Source organism: Aliirhizobium sp. YIM B11859 (assembly GCF_057163345.1).
On sequence record NZ_JBXHAY010000001.1, the window covers coordinates 1219051 to 1234855 of the forward strand.

Here is a 15805-nt window from a genome sequence, read left to right on the forward strand (position 1 = left end):
GTCAAGCTCCCGCCTTGATGAATGCCAGGACATCCGCATTGAATTTTTCAGGATCGACCTGGGCCAGGCCATGCGAGCCGCCCTTGTAGACCTTGAATTCCGCGCCCTTGACGATTTTCGCTGTCTTCTCGCCAGCGGCAGCAATCGGAACGATCTGGTCGTCGTCGCCATGGATCACGAGCGTGGGCTTGTCGATCTTCTTCAGGTCAGCCGTGTAGTCGACCTCGGAAAATTCCTTGATGCAGTCGTATTCACCCTTGATGCCGCCCTGCATCCCGAGCGCCCAGAAGCTTTCGCGCAGACCATCCTTGACTGTCGCGCCGTCGCGGTTGAAGCCATAGAAGGGCGTTGAGAGGTCCTTGAAGAACTGGGCGCGATTGGTCGCTGTGCCCTTCCGGATGCTATCAAAAACCTCCATCGGGGTGCCCTCCGGGTTGCTTTCGCTTTTCAGCATGATCGGCGGGACCGCGCCGACCAAGACGACCTTGGCGACGCGCTTGGAACCGTGGCGGCCAATGTAGTGAGCGACTTCGCCGCCGCCAGTCGAGTGACCGATCATGACCAGGTTCTTCAGGTCGAGCTTCTCGATCAGCTCAGAGAGGTCATCCGCATACTGATCCATGTTGTTGCCATCCCAAGGCTGGTCAGAGTAGCCATGCCCACGACGGTCGTGTGCGATGACGCGGTAGCCATTCATGCCGAAGAACAGCATCTGGGAATCCCAGGCGTCGCCTGACAGCGGCCAACCGTGAGAGAAAAGAATCGGCTGACCCTTGCCCCAGTCGCGATAGGCGATTTTCGTTCCGTCTTTGGTGATGATCGATTTCATGGTCGTCGTTCCTTTTGAAGCAGATTTCGTTTTTGCATCCGAGGTTCCGGCAAACGCGACGGCGGCGGCCATTGTCGCGCCAGTGAGCAGGGTGTCCCGGCGACTGATTGCGGAGGAGAAGGGATTGATCATGGACGAGCCCTCGTAGGTTCCGATTGCATCCGGAAACGTCCGGCAAACAAGGGATATTGGAGTGCCAGCACGTCCGAAATCCTACGCGGGTTTGCCATTCTAATACGCGAGTATGAGGGAATGCCCTGCATGCTGAAGCTCGTTGCTTTTGGCGACCACATGCGGCTTCGAGACGGACAAGTTCAACCTGTCGCAATATTGATATCTGGAGGCCGGTTTACGACGCTTAGCTGGCCGTGTAGGCTATTCAAAAATCTAATCGAAAGGCAGAGTTACGTGGTTGCGCCCTTGGTCATTGTCATCGATGACGACCGTGGCATGCGCTGCGCACTCGACGCTCTGGTCCGGAGCCTGGATTACTCTTGCGAAAGCTTCTGCTCGGGCGAGGAGTTCTTGGCCTCCAATTTGCTCGACCGCTGCGACTGCATCGTGTCTGACGTCATGATGCGTGGCATGAATGGCTTGGAGCTTGCGGAAACAGTGAGGAGTCGCGGCAAGTTCGCGGGTCACTGCGGGGTCATCCTCATTTCCGCTTTCTGCGATGACGAAATGGAGCGGGCAGCAAACTGTGCCGGAGCCGTTCTATTGAAGAAGCCGTTCGACGGCGAGGCTCTCATCGATCATGTCGAGCGAGCGGTTGGATTGCGGTCCGCCCCCCTCTGATAAGGCCACCACGATATCGCGTAAATCAAGCCAATAAAAAAGCACCGGGATCGTCAAATCCCGGTGCTTGATGTCGTTACGAAGCGGCGGTGACTGAGGGCTCGGCCACGATTTGAGGCTTCGGTTTCGTTCGCGATCTAAGGATTACATAAAAGACCGGAGTCAGGAACAGACCGAAGATGGTCACGCCGAGCATCCCGAAGAAGACAGCGGTACCGAGAGATTGGCGCATTTCAGCACCAGGTCCGGTGGCGATCATCAAAGGCAAGACACCGAAGATAAACGCGAACGCCGTCATAAGGATAGGTCGCAAACGCAGGCGTGTCGCCTCTACTGCGGCCTCGACCGCTGACTTGCCTCCGTCTTGCGCCTGGCGAGCGAACTCGACGATCAGGATGGCGTTCTTCGCGGCCAGACCAATGAGAACGATCAAACCGATCTGGGTCAGGATGTTATTGTCGAGACCGCGATACTGAACGCCAAGGAGCGCTGCCAGGATCGCCAAGGGCACGATCAGGATGATAGCGAGCGGAAGGGTCCAGCTTTCGTACTGTGCTGCCAGCGCCAAGAACACGAAGATAACGGATAGCGCGAAGATGTAGGTCGCGGTGTTGCCGGTATTGCGCTCCTGAAATGCCAGCTCGGTCCATTCGAACGCCGTGCCGTCCGGGAGCATCTGACTGGCGAGGCCCTCCATCTTTGCCAACGCGTCACCCGTGGCGACACCCGGTGCAGGCGTGCCCTGGACTGGAACTGACACATACATGTTGTAGTGCTGCACAAGCGATGGACCGTTTGTGTCTTTGATGTCGATCAGGGTTCCGAGCGGCACCAGCGCCCCCGTTGAGGATCGGACCTTCAGGCCAAGAATGTCTTCGCGGTCCAACCGGAACTGCTGATCGGCCTGCGCACGCACCTGATACACGCGACCGAACGCATTGAAATCGTTGACGTAAGACGTGCCAAGGTTGATCGACAACGTGTCGAAAATATTAGGGATCGGTACGTTGAGTTGGCGTGCTTTCTCCCTGTCGATCTGCAGGAAGTATTGTGGGCTGTTTGCAGAAAATGTCGTGAAGACGCCGGTCAGCCCTGGGGTCTGATTAGCTTTGCCCATCATCTGGTAAGCCAGCCCCAGGACGCGGCGCATATCCGAAGTTCCCCGGTCGACGAGCTGCATCTTGAAGCCGCCGCCATTACCGATACCGCGAACCGACGGCGGCGGAATGGCGATGATGAAGGCTTCCTGGATTGATTGGAGCTGGCCGTACATCTGACCGATTATGCCATCGGCCGTTTGATGCTTTTCGAGGCGATCATCGAACGAATCGAATGTCGCGAAGATGACCCCGGCATTGGAGGCGTTAGTAAAGGTTGCTCCACTAAAGCCAGAGAATGAGACGGTATGCGCAACGCCTGGGACACTCTTGATGATCTTGTCCGCTTTGAGCATTGCGGCGTCGGTGCGGCTCAGAGACGCCCCGTCAGGCAGCTGGACGACAATGATCGCATAGCCTTGGTCACCGGAAGGGATGAACCCGCGCGGCACTGAGGTAACCATGTAGTAAGTCGCCCCGAGCAAGCCGATGAACACGACGAGAACTGCGGCGATGGCAATCTTTGTCTGAACTAGGTGACGAACCACCCAGGAGTATCCATGGCTTAGCCTGTCGAACCCAGTGTTAAAGCCGTTAGCCATCGCACCAAAGGCACGGCTGATCACGTTGCGTTTTGCATTTCCGTGCTCATGTGGCCGCAAGATAATCGCTGCCAGGGCAGGTGAGAGCGTCAGAGAGTTGAAGGCGGAGATCGCAGTGGCAACGGAAATAGTGACTGCGAACTGGCGATAGAATTGCCCTGAGATACCTGGGATGAAGGCCGTTGGTGCAAACACAGCGATAAGCACGAGTGAAATTGCAACCACTGCCGTGCCGACTTCGTTCATTGTCACATGCGATGCCTCAGCTGGCGTCATCCCCGCAGCCAAGTTTCGCTCGACGTTTTCAACGACGACGATGGCGTCGTCCACCACAATACCAATCGCAAGAACAAGGCCGAACAGCGTCAACATGTTAAGGGAGAAGCCGAAACCCAAAAGGAAGGCAAACGTCCCGACGAGTGAGACGGGAATTGCAACAATTGGGATCAGCGCAGTGCGCCAAGACTGCAGGAACACCAGGACGACGATTGCCACGAGGACTGCTGCCTCGATAATCGTCCGATATACTTCCTCGATGGATGCGGAAATGAATTCGGTCGGATTATAGACGATGCGGTATTCGAGGCCGGGCGGGAAATCCTTTGCGGCCGCAGTCATCGTGGCCCTGATCTGGTCGGCCGCTTCGAGCGCATTCGTACCAGGGCGCGAGAAAACAGCGATAGCGACTGCTGATTGGCCATCGAGATAGCTGTTCGTGACATAATCGCGTGCGCCAAGTTCGATGCGGGCGACGTCCTGAAGCTGCACCAATCGGCCGCTGTCGGATGCCTTCACGACGATGTAGCGAAACTGTCGCGCGTCCGAGAAGCGTCCCTGGGTGGTGACAGTGTATTGGAACGCGTTCGCGTTGGTCGTCGGCGGTGCACCAATCGAGCCTCCCGACACCTGCACGTTTTGTTCCCGGAGTGCCTCTACAACGTCGGAAGAGGTCATCCCGACGGCAGCGAGCTTTTCGGGGTCGAGCCAGACGCGAAGCGAATATTCGCGTTCACCAAACAAGATAACGTCGCCGACGCCGTCGAGCCGGACGAGGCTGTCACGAATACGGTTACGCGCATAATTCGATACGTAGAGCTGGTCGTAGCGGGCATTTGGCGACAGCAGATGAACGACCATCATGATGTCAGGTGAACTCTTGGCCGTGGTGATACCGATACGCCGAACCTCTTCCGGAAGCCGAGGCTCTGCAATCGAAACTCGGTTCTGGACCAGCACCTGAGCCTTGTCGAGATCGGTGCCGAGCTTGAAGGTGATGGTGAGGGTCATCTGACCGTCAGCGCTTGAATAGGAGGACATGTAAAGCATGTCTTCCACGCCATTGATCTCCTGCTCGATTGGAGTCGCGACGACGTTTGCAATCGTTTCGGAATCCGCACCCGGATACGAAGTCCTGACAACAATCGTCGGAGGTGCGATTTCCGGATACTGGGAGACGGGAAGCTGAAAATAGGCGATCCCGCCAATAAGAAGTAGAAGTATCGACACGACCGACGCAAAGATCGGCCGGTCAATAAAGAAGTGCGCGAACCTCATTGAACCGCCTCCGCAATAGCTGCGTCGGGGCTGCCATCGAGCCGACTCTCGGGAAGAGTTGTCATTTGAGGGGTGACCTTGCTGCCGGGACGGGCCCGCATCAGACCATTGACAACGATTGTTTCATTTCCCGTCAGGCCTTCACGAATAGCACGGTATCCATAGAGGCGTGGGCCCGGTCGGATTGGCTTGGTCGAGACAGAGCCGTCATCAGCTACAACATAAACAACACGCTGGTTCTGGTCCGAGCCGATGGCTTCATCGGGCACGAGGACCGCGCGATATTTGTTGGACGCTTCAATTTGGGCGCGACCAAACAGCCCTGGCTGCAAGATCGAGTCCTTGTTCGGGAAACGTGCGCGTATCCGCATCGTCCCAGTCTCTTGGTCGAAGCGGTTTTCCGCGAAATCCAGTTTGCCGACGAACGGCTTTTGGCTCGGATCGGCGATGGACACGCGCACGTCAAGGCTTCCGCCGCCGCGCTGAAGGTCCGCCCCGCGTGCCCGAGCCGTAGCAGCGAAATTGAGGAGACGCCGCTCATCGACATCGAAGTAGAAGTCGATTGGGTCCATGGAGACAATCGTGGTCAGAACTGACTGATCGGCCTGAACGAGGTTCCCAGCCGAAACAAGGCGACGGTCTATGCGCCCGGTGATTGGGGCCGTTATCCGGGTGTACTCCATATCAAGCGCTGCTCGGTCGGCAGCAGCCTGCGCACCTCTGACATTCGCTTGGGCTGAAATCCACTCTCTGCGGCGGTCATCAAGCGTCGAGACAGATTGGCTGCCGTTCTGAGAGAGGGTTTCGGCTCGTTTAAACTGCGCTTCAGCAAACGTCAGTGTCGAGTGCGCGACTTCAAGGGTAGCGTTCGCTTCATTCTGTGCCGTGATGAAGGGACGCTGATCGATAACGAACAGGACGTCTCCCTTATGAACTATGGCACCGTCCTCAAAGTTCACTTCCTGGAGATATCCGCCGACTTTTGCACGGACGGAAACTTGGTCGACGGCCTGAAACCGACCGATGAACTCGTCATTTTCAACGACATCACGGACGACCGGTTTCGCCACCGTGACTTGGGGCGGAGCCTGTTCTTGCGCGACTGCCCAAGCGGGTACAGCACAAGTTAAAGCAACCGCTGTTGCGAGATAATATTTCATGGCCACGGAACGTCGCGACGTCCCACCTGTTACTTGGCCCTGTTTGACAGACGCCGTCATAGTCAACCTCCGAGAGAGAAATCCATTTTGGAGGGTGGACAAAAACGGCGGTGACGAAAATTCTACCCGCGTCTGACCCGATCATACCGGCGTATGATTGCAAAAACGCCGAGCTTCGTTTGCGGTCGACATAAGTACAACGTTGCGGCTTTTTTCCTGAAGCGAGCGGCCAAGGATTCTCTTTCAACGCAATACTTGATCAGCCATGAAGAGAGCGCGATTGCTGACACCGGCAGGCACTATCCGCAAGTATGATGTTAACGAAAACCACCTGCTGTTACGTTCAATCTACGCCGCACCGCCTCGTGGCGCAGGGCTTGTAGGCTCTGATCTCCGAACCCCGCCTTCAGAGATCAAAGCCTCTGCCGGGGCCGTCTCAGCCGCCGCTGAGACGGCCCGTTGTCTCTGTAGCGGCTGGAGTGCCATGTTCGGAATTTTGAGCAGTTTGCTTTTTCAATTCCTGATGCTTCTTGCATTGCGTGGTGTCGCGACGGTTTTCCTGCCGCAGAGCGACCTTGCTCGGCTTGTAGTAAATGTTGCCTTTTTCAGCTCATTGACTGCGCTCCTTCTCTACCATGAAATCCTGCCGTATCTCGGAGAGACCGATGCGGTGTCCGTCACAGAACGCCTATCAATCGGGCTCCTGAAGACGGTCTGGTGGCTTGGAGGCGCGATGGTGCTTTCTGCGTCCATCAGGATGTTTTTGATATTCGAGCAAAAGCCCCGTGAGGGGCGGCTGCTGCAGGACCTGATTGTTGGTCTGATCTACCTGGGAGCTGTGCTGTGCATAGTGGCTTATGTCTTCGGCCTTCCGGTTGGGACAATCATTGCGACATCAGGCGTTTTCGCCATCGTGTTGGGCTTGGCGTTGCAGAGCACCTTGAATGATGTCTTCTCCGGGATCGCACTCAATTTGGGACGGCCTCTGACCGTGGGTGACTGGATCGTACTTGACGACAACGTGCAGGGTCGTGTGGTCGAAACGAATTGGCGCTCAACACAACTGCTCAGCGGTAACAACGATGTCGTCGTCGTGCCCAACAGCCTGCTGGCCAAAAGCCGTATCACAAACCAGAGCGGGCCCGATCTGACCCATGGTGCAAGCATCAAGGTCCGTATCGGAGCGACAAGAACCCCGAGCGCGATTCTTCAGTCTCTCAACGAAGTGCTTCTCAGCGCGAACGCGATCCTGAAATCTCCAGCTCCATCTGCCGCCATCTTGTCGATTGATCGTGAGGCGATTGAAGCCGAACTTAGTTTCCGGGTCGCCGACATAGGAAAGGTGGCGAGCGCAAAGAATGAATTATTCGATCTCCTGTACCGTCATGTGGACGCCGCAGGACTGCAGTTCGCAGCCCCAGCCATCGGTACCCGTGTCACTGTAGAGGGGAGAAGCGCTGAACGGACTGCTCGTCCGACGACACCAATGCGCCTCATGAACTCTATTAGTCTTTTCTCGGCGCTGACTGAGGAAGAAAAGGCCGATCTCGCCGCAAATATGATCCGCGTGGCATTCCGAAAAGACGAGGTGATCGTCAATCGCGGAACAGCGCTGACGTCCTTGATGATCGTCCGGACTGGTGTCGTCGCCATTGAGGAGCGAGAAGAAGATGCCGGTATGGAACTCGGCCGCCTTGCTCCCGGTGACATTTTTGGCGAGCGCGGTGTTTTGCTCGGGGTAGTGGAGCTGACGGATTTCCGTGCGTTAACTCCGGTCGTGATTTACGAGATTCCAAAGGTGCGGCTGGCCGCCATCTTACAGGATCGACCAGCAATCGCCGACGAGCTGGCACAGCTACTGGCCTCCCGGACAAAGGCCGAAGAGGCATTGCACGCCGTCGCGCCCATCGAGTCCGACGCGCATTCCTTTGCGCTATCGGTGCGTATCAAGCAGTTATTCAGACTATCGTAATGGGGAAAAAATGAAGGTTTCGATTGCCATCGAAGATAAATGGCTGGCTTATCTGTATGCCGATAGGGACCGGGTCAAAGGATATTTTGATACGCGCTGGAATAGGGCGGTAGATAGCTCTTGGGGTATCGCCGGAAGCACCTTTCGAGCATATCGTTATGCATGCGGACGGACACCTTCGACGATTTACCGAGAATGGGCAGGCGCTGAAGCAAGTGCACTGAAACTCTATAACTATGACGGCTTTCAACATTTTCACGGAAAGCTGAGAGACAGCCTGACAGAGCACTGGCAGCGCCAAGGAGGCAACTTGACCTCAGCGTACCGTGACAAGCTCGTCGACTTGTTCATCATGCACCTGGCGCGGAGTCCCGATCTGGATGAATTCATTAGGGGCGATTTTATCGAGAATGGGCATGTACCGCTCGACAAACACAGCTTGCGGGCACTTGGATTTGTCGTGCCGGTCATGGCGCTCGGATCGCCGAGCATGGGGGCAATAGGGTCGGAAGAGACTTACAGCGCAATCCAGTTGCTAATCAAAGACATCACGCAAAAGGTTGGCTTACCGAATTTGTATTTCGATGTGTGGTCGTGGCCAACGCATAGACGGAGAAATGCGGGCCTATCGGCTTCGGTTCTGCCGCATACCGATGCTGCTGGCGCGGTTCAGAATTGATCCGCCGATAGTTGGATGTTGATCGTCGCTGCGTCTCCGTGGCGGAGCCGCATTCAATAACAGGATGACGTTAGGTAAATTGATCGAGTGGTGAGGGCTTGGCTTCGATTTTCAGGTCCGCCAGCAAAATCGTTTCAATCTAAGAGTTGGATTGGGGAGGGGTGGCGTCGTTATCGCATCCTGAGCGCTGCATGAATTTCGCTGACGACCGCAGCCCCCTCGCCAACGGCAGCTGCGACACGTTTGGTGGACCCAGCACGTACATCGCCAATGGCGAAGACGCCGTGAAGACTGGTTTCTAGCGAGGGGACGCGACGGCCATCGGACGGCCTTGCCTCGTTTCCAGTCAAAATGAATCCCTTCTCGTCAGTCTCAATTTCTTCTCCCAGCCAGTCGGTATTGGGATCAGCACCGATAAACAGGAACACCTTACGAATATTCTTCGTCAGCGTCGCTTTTGAATCCAAGTTCGTGAGTGTGGCATTGGCTCGACCCGATGCTTGTTCCATCTGCAAGTCAGTGACTTCGAAACCGACATGCATTTCCACGTTTGAGAGGGCACCGATGCGGTCGATCAGGTAGGTCGACATCGTCTGTTCCAGGCCACGACGAACGACAAGGTAAAGCCGCCGAACCCGGGGTGCGAGGAAGGCTATCGCTTGGCCAGCCGAGTTGCCGCCGCCAACAAGAAGAACATCGTCATTCTCACAAAGCTTGGCTTCAATCGCGGTCGCCCAATAGGACACCAGAGTTCCCTCCATCGCAGAGATGCCCGAGATCGCGGGACGGCGGTATCTGGCACCCGTCGCGATTACCGCTGTACGCGCTTTTACCGTCTGTCCGCTATCTAGCCGCAATTTCAATGGAGCTTTTGCCTGATCATCATCCCTTGCATCCAGTTCCACCACCTGAAGCGGCAGGGCGATCTCAGCTCCGAATTTGACGGCTTGATTGAACGCTCTTCCTGCCAGCGCTTGGCCCGATATACCCGTCGGAAAACCCAAGTAGTTTTCAATCCTGGTAGATGCCCCCGCTTGTCCGCCGACCGCACTTTGGTCGATCACTATTGTGCTCAGTCCTTCCGAAGAGGCGTAAACCGCAGCCGCAAGGCCGGACGGACCTGCGCCGATTACTGCGACATCGTAGACTATAGTCGGATCGAGTTCAGGCGTAATACCAAGGCAAATGGCCGCCTCGCTATTTTTCGGATTTCGCAAGACTGTCCCATTGGGGCAAACCATCAGCGGCAAATCGCTCGATCTGATCCCCAGCCTTTCGATCAAGGCGAGACCCTCCTGGTCGGAACTCGCATCGAGAACACGGTGCGGATAACCGCTGCGGGTTAGAAAATCCTGCAATTGAGTCAATTCCCCGCTGCCGGGGACCCCAATGAGAACAGAACCAGCACCGCCATTGTCAATTAAAGCCACACGGCGCAGGATGAACGCACGCATGACCATCTCGCCGATTTCCGCCGAACCAATGACAAGAGCCTTCAGGTGAGCTTCGTCGAACGGCAGCAGCAGGCAACCATTTTTTCCCGCGCGTGCCCCCGCTAACGCGGGCCGTCCGGAAAGCTGGCTGACTTCGCCCGAAATTTCGCCAGGCCCATGAGACACGATGGCTGCGTCTCCCGACAATCCGTCGTGGCGATAGACGTCAAGCGATCCAGAAAGAACCAGCCACGCGGGAACGTCCCGGTCGCCAATTCGCGAAATTACCTCGTCAGCAGAGAAGTTTTGAGGTTCATCACTGGCGAAGCGCCTCGCCACCTCGATCTGAAGCGGTCCCAGAACCGGAAACATCTGGTGGCGGCGAGATTCCACGTCAATCATTGTCAGCCCTCAGTAGTAACGTGGTATTGGGCCATTGTGAGGAGTCTGGTCCGGCAGTTCGACCACGATCTCATCCACAAAGCACCAGCCCCAACCTTCCGGCGGATCGTAACCTTCAATGATGGGGTGACGCGTCTCATGAAAATGTGCCGTGGCATGTCGGCCGACCGACTGGTCGCAACATCCGACGTGCCCACACTCGCGGCAGACTCGAAGATGAAACCACATCTGGCCGATCTCCAGGCACTCCTGGCAACCCAAGGTGAGGGGCTTCACAGATCGTATCCTGGCAGTATGGGCACACTCGTCCATCGTTTTCTCCTTTTTTTAGCGGTTGATCAGAGCCTGCTGGCCTACACTGTACCGGTCCCCGCTGGCTGCGCCAGGCGGGAGGGCTCTGTCGAGAGCAGCCATTTCTTCCGGTGTCAGCTTGACATCAGCCGAGCCGACATTTTCTTGGAGATATTTGACCCGCTTCGTGCCCGGGATGGGGACGATGTCCTCAGCTTTATGCAGCAGCCATGCCAACGCCACTTGCGCAGCGGTGATATTCTTTTCGATTGCGAGTTCGCGAAAGAATGCCGAGGCCCTGAGGTTGGCATCGAAGTGCGCACCCTGCAGTCGCGGTTCCATCGTGCGGCGATAATCGCCTTCAGCAAAGTCTGTCGAGGGCTTGGCCTCGCTTGTTAGGAACCCTCGACCGAGCGGGCTGAATGGCACTAGGCCGATACCCAATTCGCGGAGCACGGGGATTATTTCGAGTTCGAGATTGCGCTCCCAAAGAGAGTATTCGCTTTGTAGGGCGCTCACGGGATGAACGCAGTGCGCTCGACGGATGATAGAAGGGCCAGCTTCTGAAAGCCCGAAATAGCTGACCTTGCCTTCCATGACGAGTTCGCTGACTGTCCCGGCAACATCTTCAATCGGCACATTCGGATCAACACGGTGCTGATACAGGAGATCGATGTGATCGGTGCGGAGACGCTTCAGCGATGCATCAACGACCGCTCGAATGTGTTCGGGTCGGCTATCGGCTGTCGGTTGCTCGGCACCAATCTTGAAACCGAACTTCGTCGCGACGGTGACTTGGTTCCGCTTTCCAACAAGCGCTTCGCCCAACAGTTCCTCGTTGGTAAAGGGGCCGTAGACTTCGGCGGTATCCAAGAATCTGCATCCAAGGTCGATAGCGCGATGTATGGTTTTGATTGCCTCTGATTTGTCGACTTCACCGTAGGCATAAGTCATGCCCATACAGCCAAGGCCGATTTCAGACACTCTGAGACCTTGTTTCCCCAGTCTTCTTTCTTTCAGCATAACAGTGCCTTATCTTGGATATCTTGCAAATTAGATGAGGTTCAGACGGTCTTTGGTGTCGGTCCGTCGGGTTTGGAGGGGACCGTTGCGTGAGCCTCATGCCCAATCCCGTGGTCCTGAACCCAGTACCCGCAGGCAACGAAGATGCCACCGCCGACAATGTTGCCGAGTGTGACCCACAGTAAATTCCAAGAGACGCCGCCGATTGTGACGCCAGTCTGCCCATCAAGAAGAAGCGCAAAGGCGAAATTGAACATATTCGCAACCGAGTGCTCAAATCCCGCAGAGACAAAGATCAATATTGGCCAGAAAATCAGGAAAATCTTAGCGGTAGCATCAGCTGTGCGATTGCACATCCAGATGGCCAAGCAAACGAGCCAGTTGCAAAGAAGGCCGCGAAAGAACAGCTCCGAGCCAGGCGCTGATATCTTTGCCTGGACGGCTGCCAGAAAATGTTCACGACCATCGCCTAGCAACGCACCACCACCTGCCGACTTGATGAGTAGAGCAAGGATCGTGGCTCCGACGAGATTTCCGAGCCATGTTATGAGCCAAACGATGAGCGTCTGTCCGATGGTCGCCCGGCCGGACAAAACCGCCATCGGCATATACATAGCCGAGCCTGTGAAAAGCTCTGAACCTGCAAAAATCACTATCGTTAAAGCAGCCGAGAAGACAGCACCGGAAACCAGACGCACCCAGGCTGCATCGACATGAGCGGTGACCGTGTACATGAGGACGCTTCCGAAGCCGATGAATGCTCCGGCCATAAGCGCTCCGACCAGAAATCCGATGAGGTTTTCTTTTACGGCGTGGACTTTGTGAGCCCCGGCCTCGACGAGTGTTGCGATGGTTTCGTTGTACATCAAGCACCCCCAAGTTGATGCTCGATGCGTATCATCCGGGCGATGCCGATCAATTATACCGGGGTATGGTCGCCCCACAGAACTGCCAAAAGCCACCGAGCCTTTTCGCGCGTGCGGCCTTTCACATACCGTCCGAGTTGGATCAGTCCCGCTGCCGAGTTTTCCAAAGGTGTAGGTCGTACCAAGCGATCAGCAGCAGCCCTCCTGCCAGTGCAAGGTGAACGACGAACGCATCAGCGACCAACAGGGCATCAGCTCCTTCCTTGGTCCGCCAATATGGAAAGCCGATGAATGAGGACGTGATAGTAAACCCGCTTAATGCGAAGGCACCGATCCAGCGCCAAAAGCCGGACAAGATCAGCACTGAGCACAGCAGCTGAAAGGCTATGACCGCAGACGCTATTGAGGCAGCGGGTAACAGACCGAAACGCTCCATCTCGGAAATCGCCGATCCAAAATCGAGGTAACGAGTTACCGCGTGATGAAGGAAGGGCAGGCATACCAAGGTGTGGGCCAGCCAACGGACGGGGTGCCGCGTTAGTAGGTGGGGAAAACTTGCGATGTCACTGCGGCTTTGCTCGAACATTATTTCCTCCGTATGTTCCGCAGGCAGATCGTTTACCCAAGTATGCAAAACTTGATGTTAGAGTCGTGCCGTGTTTTAGACGTTCGAACAACCAAACCCTGGTTTATGGCAATTCGCATGCCTAATACCGATCAGATCGCTCTTCCTCGAAAAGCTCTTTGTGGGCATCGATGTATCGCCGCGCACATGCCCGGTTCGTCTCGGTCACGTTGATTTCGAGATAGCGCTCGTGCAAAAGCTGCAAAAACTGGCGAAGATGGACGGACAACTCGTTTCTTGCCTCTTTGATCTTGCGATACGCGACGGCCTCCTCCTCATTTTCATCGAAGTCAGGAAGGCGTCGCCCGAACGAATGTCTCCTCCAGCTGGCGGTTTCTCTATAGAACTGGTCAAATGCCAAAGTGTCGGATAGGCTCGCCTGTATGCCACGCATGGCCTGCTCGATCTCGGTGTCGTACAGGCGAAACTCTGAGCTTTGAGTGACGCCAGCCAACCCGTCGGCTACCCAGATTGCTTCGGCGTCGAGAATGTCAGGCATTTGCTCGATATGTGCGTCTAGGTATCCGGTATTTACTTGGCTCAAGAACCAGCGAATGTTTTCCAGGTCCCGGGCTCTTTTCGTCTCGTCTACCGATAAGCCTTCAAGCTCACGCGGAGTCTTTGGCTTACTCGTCACAATGAGGCTGATTGCGTCGATCAAAAGCTTTTTCAGTCTAGCAATGTCGGAAATCCGGTTCGTATCCGCGCGGACTTTGAATTTCGAAATACGGTGACGGTCGAAATCGAAAGGCAGCTCTTTCATTTCGGCGAGCGCTTCATTGAAAAGCATGATGACCCTTTTCCAACCGAGAAGGGATGAAGCGGCTCCAAGTTCGAATGTGACGTTCGGGTTGGGGCATTGTTTGCCGCTTGGCATCATGCAAACGGGTGTTATGTCGCCGATAAAAATATGGGAAACCCCTATTTTTTCGGCGATCTCACCCGGGATATAAGGAGAGCCCGGTGAATTGCTGGTGGCCTCAACGACATCGATTGTGAATTCACCCAGCTCCTCAAATGCGGTGGCGGCATCGCGGAGCGCACGCCTTATTGCGATTGTCGTGACAGATTGATCGATGTCGGACTGCCAAGAGAAGAAAATCTTTATCTTCGAAATTTCGGCCATTTATACCTCGGTCCTGCTTGCGCTCGAATATGCTGAATACCGTCGTCTTAAATCCGCTCTCTAGCCGCGTCAGCCAGGGTCTTCAACTCGTCCAGAGGCCGGGAGCCCACGAAGCTGTAGCCAACCCCATCACTTGCCCACGTCCAGGAGCTTACGCCCTCTCTGGTTTCCGGCCGCATTTTGGCGTTTTGATCAACTGCCATCGTGCGAGCCATCATCACTAGGCGCGTTCCCTTATCGTCGTCATACATCCACATGTAAGCCGGACCATGCGTGGTCGGAATGACCCGACCGCCCATTAAGCGGTATCCAGATGCAGAAAGGTCAGGAACACGAGTGCTTCCCCTGATCGTCGCCGATGCAAGAACCGTCAACTCATCCGGCGAATTTGGCCGTACCTCAACGGGTCGGACGGTATCATCTGCGAAGGTTTGATATGTAACGGTCGCCTCGTTGGCGAGGGCTTCGATACCAGCTTGATCCCCGAAATATGCACCTCGGGTCAACCAACCGCCTGTCGCACCGACCGCGAGAAGAACAGCGGCGGCTGCTGATAGCCGCCAACCGTCAAATTCGCGGGCGGGTGGCCGTCTCTCGATAATATTCTGGAGATTAAGACGGCTGGGAACCGGCTCGTCGATTATATGCCGCAAACTCGTCCGGAGCTTTGAAGCCTGAGTTCGATATGAATTTACCCGAGCCATTGCATCAGGATTGGTGTCGAGGAATGCCTGGACTTCGGCACGCCGATCTCCACCAAGCGCGTCGTCGACAAATGCGTGAAGATCATCTTCGCAAATCGGCCTTCTCATTTGACGATCCTCAGGTGTGCTTTCATCGGCTTGCGCTTCGTTTCCGGGTTTTCCAGTATCTGCCGCAATCTGTCCCTTGATCGGGATAGGCGAGACATCACCGTGCCAATGGGCACCCCAAGCACCTTGGCTGCTTCAGCGTAAGACAGGTCCTCGACAGAAACTAGAAGAAGGAGGCTGCGCTGGTCGTCCGGTAACTGCTCAATCGCGGCAAGCACCTCTTGACTGTAGATGCTCTCATCCTGGGGTGCGGCGGTGGATGAGAGAGATTCTGGGATCGTCTCGATGTCGACCGATATTCCACGTCGTGCACGCTGTCGAACTCTGTTCACGGCGATATTGTGCAGGATCGTGAAAATCCATGTTCGAGCGTTCTCGTTTTTCTTCCGATGCCAGTTGGCAACTACCTTCTCCAAGCAATCCTGTACGGTGTCATCGGCCGCATCGATATCCCCAATCAGCCCGCGTGCATAACGACGCAGGGCAGGGATCATCGGCTCAATTTCGGCGATCATCTCTTGCATCACATTATCTCGAAG

Annotated in this window: 14 protein-coding genes; 3 read left to right on the forward strand and 11 right to left on the reverse strand. The window is 55.7% G+C overall.

Going from position 1 to position 15805, the window contains the following annotated elements; all coding sequences use genetic code 11:
• Position 1: 1 nt before the first annotated feature.
• On the reverse strand, positions 2 to 829 hold the full coding sequence (locus tag AC2GXZ_RS05680) for an alpha/beta fold hydrolase (protein WP_483758122.1): 828 nt from the start codon (positions 827 to 829) through the stop codon (positions 2 to 4).
• A gap of 261 nt (positions 830 to 1090) precedes the next feature.
• Here AC2GXZ_RS05680 and AC2GXZ_RS05685 point away from each other — a divergent pair, with 261 nt between their 5' ends.
• A complete protein-coding gene (locus AC2GXZ_RS05685; RefSeq protein WP_483758123.1) occupies positions 1091 to 1624 on the forward strand; it encodes a response regulator transcription factor in 534 nt (177 codons plus the stop codon).
• Positions 1625 to 1700: 76 nt separating this feature from the next.
• Here the strand turns inward: AC2GXZ_RS05685 and AC2GXZ_RS05690 are convergent, their stop codons facing one another.
• A complete protein-coding gene (locus AC2GXZ_RS05690; RefSeq protein WP_483758124.1) occupies positions 1701 to 4877 on the reverse strand; it encodes an efflux RND transporter permease subunit in 3177 nt (1058 codons plus the stop codon).
• The gene (locus tag AC2GXZ_RS05695) at positions 4874 to 6037 is read right to left on the reverse strand and encodes an efflux RND transporter periplasmic adaptor subunit (RefSeq protein ID WP_483758125.1); all 1164 of its coding nucleotides are present in this window, start codon (positions 6035 to 6037) and stop codon (positions 4874 to 4876) included. Before AC2GXZ_RS05695 ends, AC2GXZ_RS05690 begins: the two co-directional genes overlap by 4 nt.
• A gap of 280 nt (positions 6038 to 6317) precedes the next feature.
• Here AC2GXZ_RS05695 and AC2GXZ_RS05700 point away from each other — a divergent pair, with 280 nt between their 5' ends.
• Positions 6318 to 8009 carry a mechanosensitive ion channel family protein gene (locus tag AC2GXZ_RS05700; RefSeq protein WP_483758126.1) on the forward strand — a complete coding sequence of 564 codons (1692 nt, stop codon included), beginning with the start codon at positions 6318 to 6320 and terminating at the stop codon, positions 8007 to 8009.
• Positions 8010 to 8019: 10 nt separating this feature from the next.
• Positions 8020 to 8688 carry a hypothetical protein gene (locus tag AC2GXZ_RS05705; protein ID WP_483758127.1) on the forward strand — a complete coding sequence of 223 codons (669 nt, stop codon included), beginning with the start codon at positions 8020 to 8022 and terminating at the stop codon, positions 8686 to 8688.
• A 170-nt stretch (positions 8689 to 8858) separates the two neighbouring features.
• Here the strand turns inward: AC2GXZ_RS05705 and AC2GXZ_RS05710 are convergent, their stop codons facing one another.
• From AC2GXZ_RS05710 to AC2GXZ_RS05745, 8 genes are all read right to left on the reverse strand, one after another.
• Entirely contained in the window at positions 8859 to 10523 is a 1665-nt protein-coding gene (locus AC2GXZ_RS05710) for an FAD-dependent oxidoreductase (RefSeq protein WP_483758128.1), read from the reverse strand.
• A gap of 9 nt (positions 10524 to 10532) precedes the next feature.
• Positions 10533 to 10835, reverse strand: coding sequence for a UBP-type zinc finger domain-containing protein (locus tag AC2GXZ_RS05715; RefSeq protein WP_483758129.1), 303 nt, complete (start codon positions 10833 to 10835; stop codon positions 10533 to 10535).
• Between the two features lie 15 nt (positions 10836 to 10850).
• Complete coding sequence (locus AC2GXZ_RS05720) at positions 10851 to 11837, reverse strand: aldo/keto reductase (protein WP_483758130.1); 987 nt, start codon at positions 11835 to 11837, stop codon at positions 10851 to 10853.
• 41 nt (positions 11838 to 11878) lie between these two features.
• Entirely contained in the window at positions 11879 to 12703 is an 825-nt protein-coding gene (locus tag AC2GXZ_RS05725) for a formate/nitrite transporter family protein (protein ID WP_483758131.1), read from the reverse strand.
• Between the two features lie 142 nt (positions 12704 to 12845).
• On the reverse strand, positions 12846 to 13289 hold the full coding sequence (locus tag AC2GXZ_RS05730; RefSeq protein ID WP_483758132.1) for a DoxX family protein: 444 nt from the start codon (positions 13287 to 13289) through the stop codon (positions 12846 to 12848).
• 121 nt (positions 13290 to 13410) lie between these two features.
• Complete coding sequence (locus AC2GXZ_RS05735; protein WP_483758133.1) at positions 13411 to 14454, reverse strand: hypothetical protein; 1044 nt, start codon at positions 14452 to 14454, stop codon at positions 13411 to 13413.
• 47 nt (positions 14455 to 14501) lie between these two features.
• Positions 14502 to 15266 (reverse strand): anti-sigma factor family protein, encoded by a 765-nt coding sequence (locus AC2GXZ_RS05740; RefSeq protein ID WP_483758134.1) that lies wholly within the window; start codon positions 15264 to 15266, stop codon positions 14502 to 14504.
• The gene (locus AC2GXZ_RS05745) at positions 15263 to 15790 is read right to left on the reverse strand and encodes an RNA polymerase sigma factor (protein ID WP_483758135.1); all 528 of its coding nucleotides are present in this window, start codon (positions 15788 to 15790) and stop codon (positions 15263 to 15265) included. Before AC2GXZ_RS05745 ends, AC2GXZ_RS05740 begins: the two co-directional genes overlap by 4 nt.
• Positions 15791 to 15805 lie beyond the last annotated feature (15 nt).

Excerpts from the sequence above, each read along its gene's own strand:
- AC2GXZ_RS05680 (WP_483758122.1), bottom strand. The coding sequence starts at position 829 with ATGAAATCGATCATCACCAAAGACGGAACGAAAATCGCCTATCGCGAC.
- AC2GXZ_RS05685 (WP_483758123.1), top strand. The coding sequence starts at position 1,091 with ATGCTGAAGCTCGTTGCTTTTGGCGACCACATGCGGCTTCGAGACGGA.
- AC2GXZ_RS05690 (WP_483758124.1), bottom strand. The coding sequence starts at position 4,877 with ATGAGGTTCGCGCACTTCTTTATTGACCGGCCGATCTTTGCGTCGGTC.
- AC2GXZ_RS05695 (WP_483758125.1), bottom strand. The coding sequence starts at position 6,037 with ATGAAATATTATCTCGCAACAGCGGTTGCTTTAACTTGTGCTGTACCC.
- AC2GXZ_RS05705 (WP_483758127.1), top strand. The coding sequence starts at position 8,020 with ATGAAGGTTTCGATTGCCATCGAAGATAAATGGCTGGCTTATCTGTAT.
- AC2GXZ_RS05710 (WP_483758128.1), bottom strand. The coding sequence starts at position 10,523 with ATGATTGACGTGGAATCTCGCCGCCACCAGATGTTTCCGGTTCTGGGA.
- AC2GXZ_RS05715 (WP_483758129.1), bottom strand. The coding sequence starts at position 10,835 with ATGGACGAGTGTGCCCATACTGCCAGGATACGATCTGTGAAGCCCCTC.
- AC2GXZ_RS05720 (WP_483758130.1), bottom strand. The coding sequence starts at position 11,837 with ATGCTGAAAGAAAGAAGACTGGGGAAACAAGGTCTCAGAGTGTCTGAA.
- AC2GXZ_RS05725 (WP_483758131.1), bottom strand. The coding sequence starts at position 12,703 with ATGTACAACGAAACCATCGCAACACTCGTCGAGGCCGGGGCTCACAAA.
- AC2GXZ_RS05730 (WP_483758132.1), bottom strand. The coding sequence starts at position 13,289 with ATGTTCGAGCAAAGCCGCAGTGACATCGCAAGTTTTCCCCACCTACTA.
- AC2GXZ_RS05735 (WP_483758133.1), bottom strand. The coding sequence starts at position 14,454 with ATGGCCGAAATTTCGAAGATAAAGATTTTCTTCTCTTGGCAGTCCGAC.
- AC2GXZ_RS05740 (WP_483758134.1), bottom strand. The coding sequence starts at position 15,266 with ATGAGAAGGCCGATTTGCGAAGATGATCTTCACGCATTTGTCGACGAC.
- AC2GXZ_RS05745 (WP_483758135.1), bottom strand. The coding sequence starts at position 15,790 with ATGCAAGAGATGATCGCCGAAATTGAGCCGATGATCCCTGCCCTGCGT.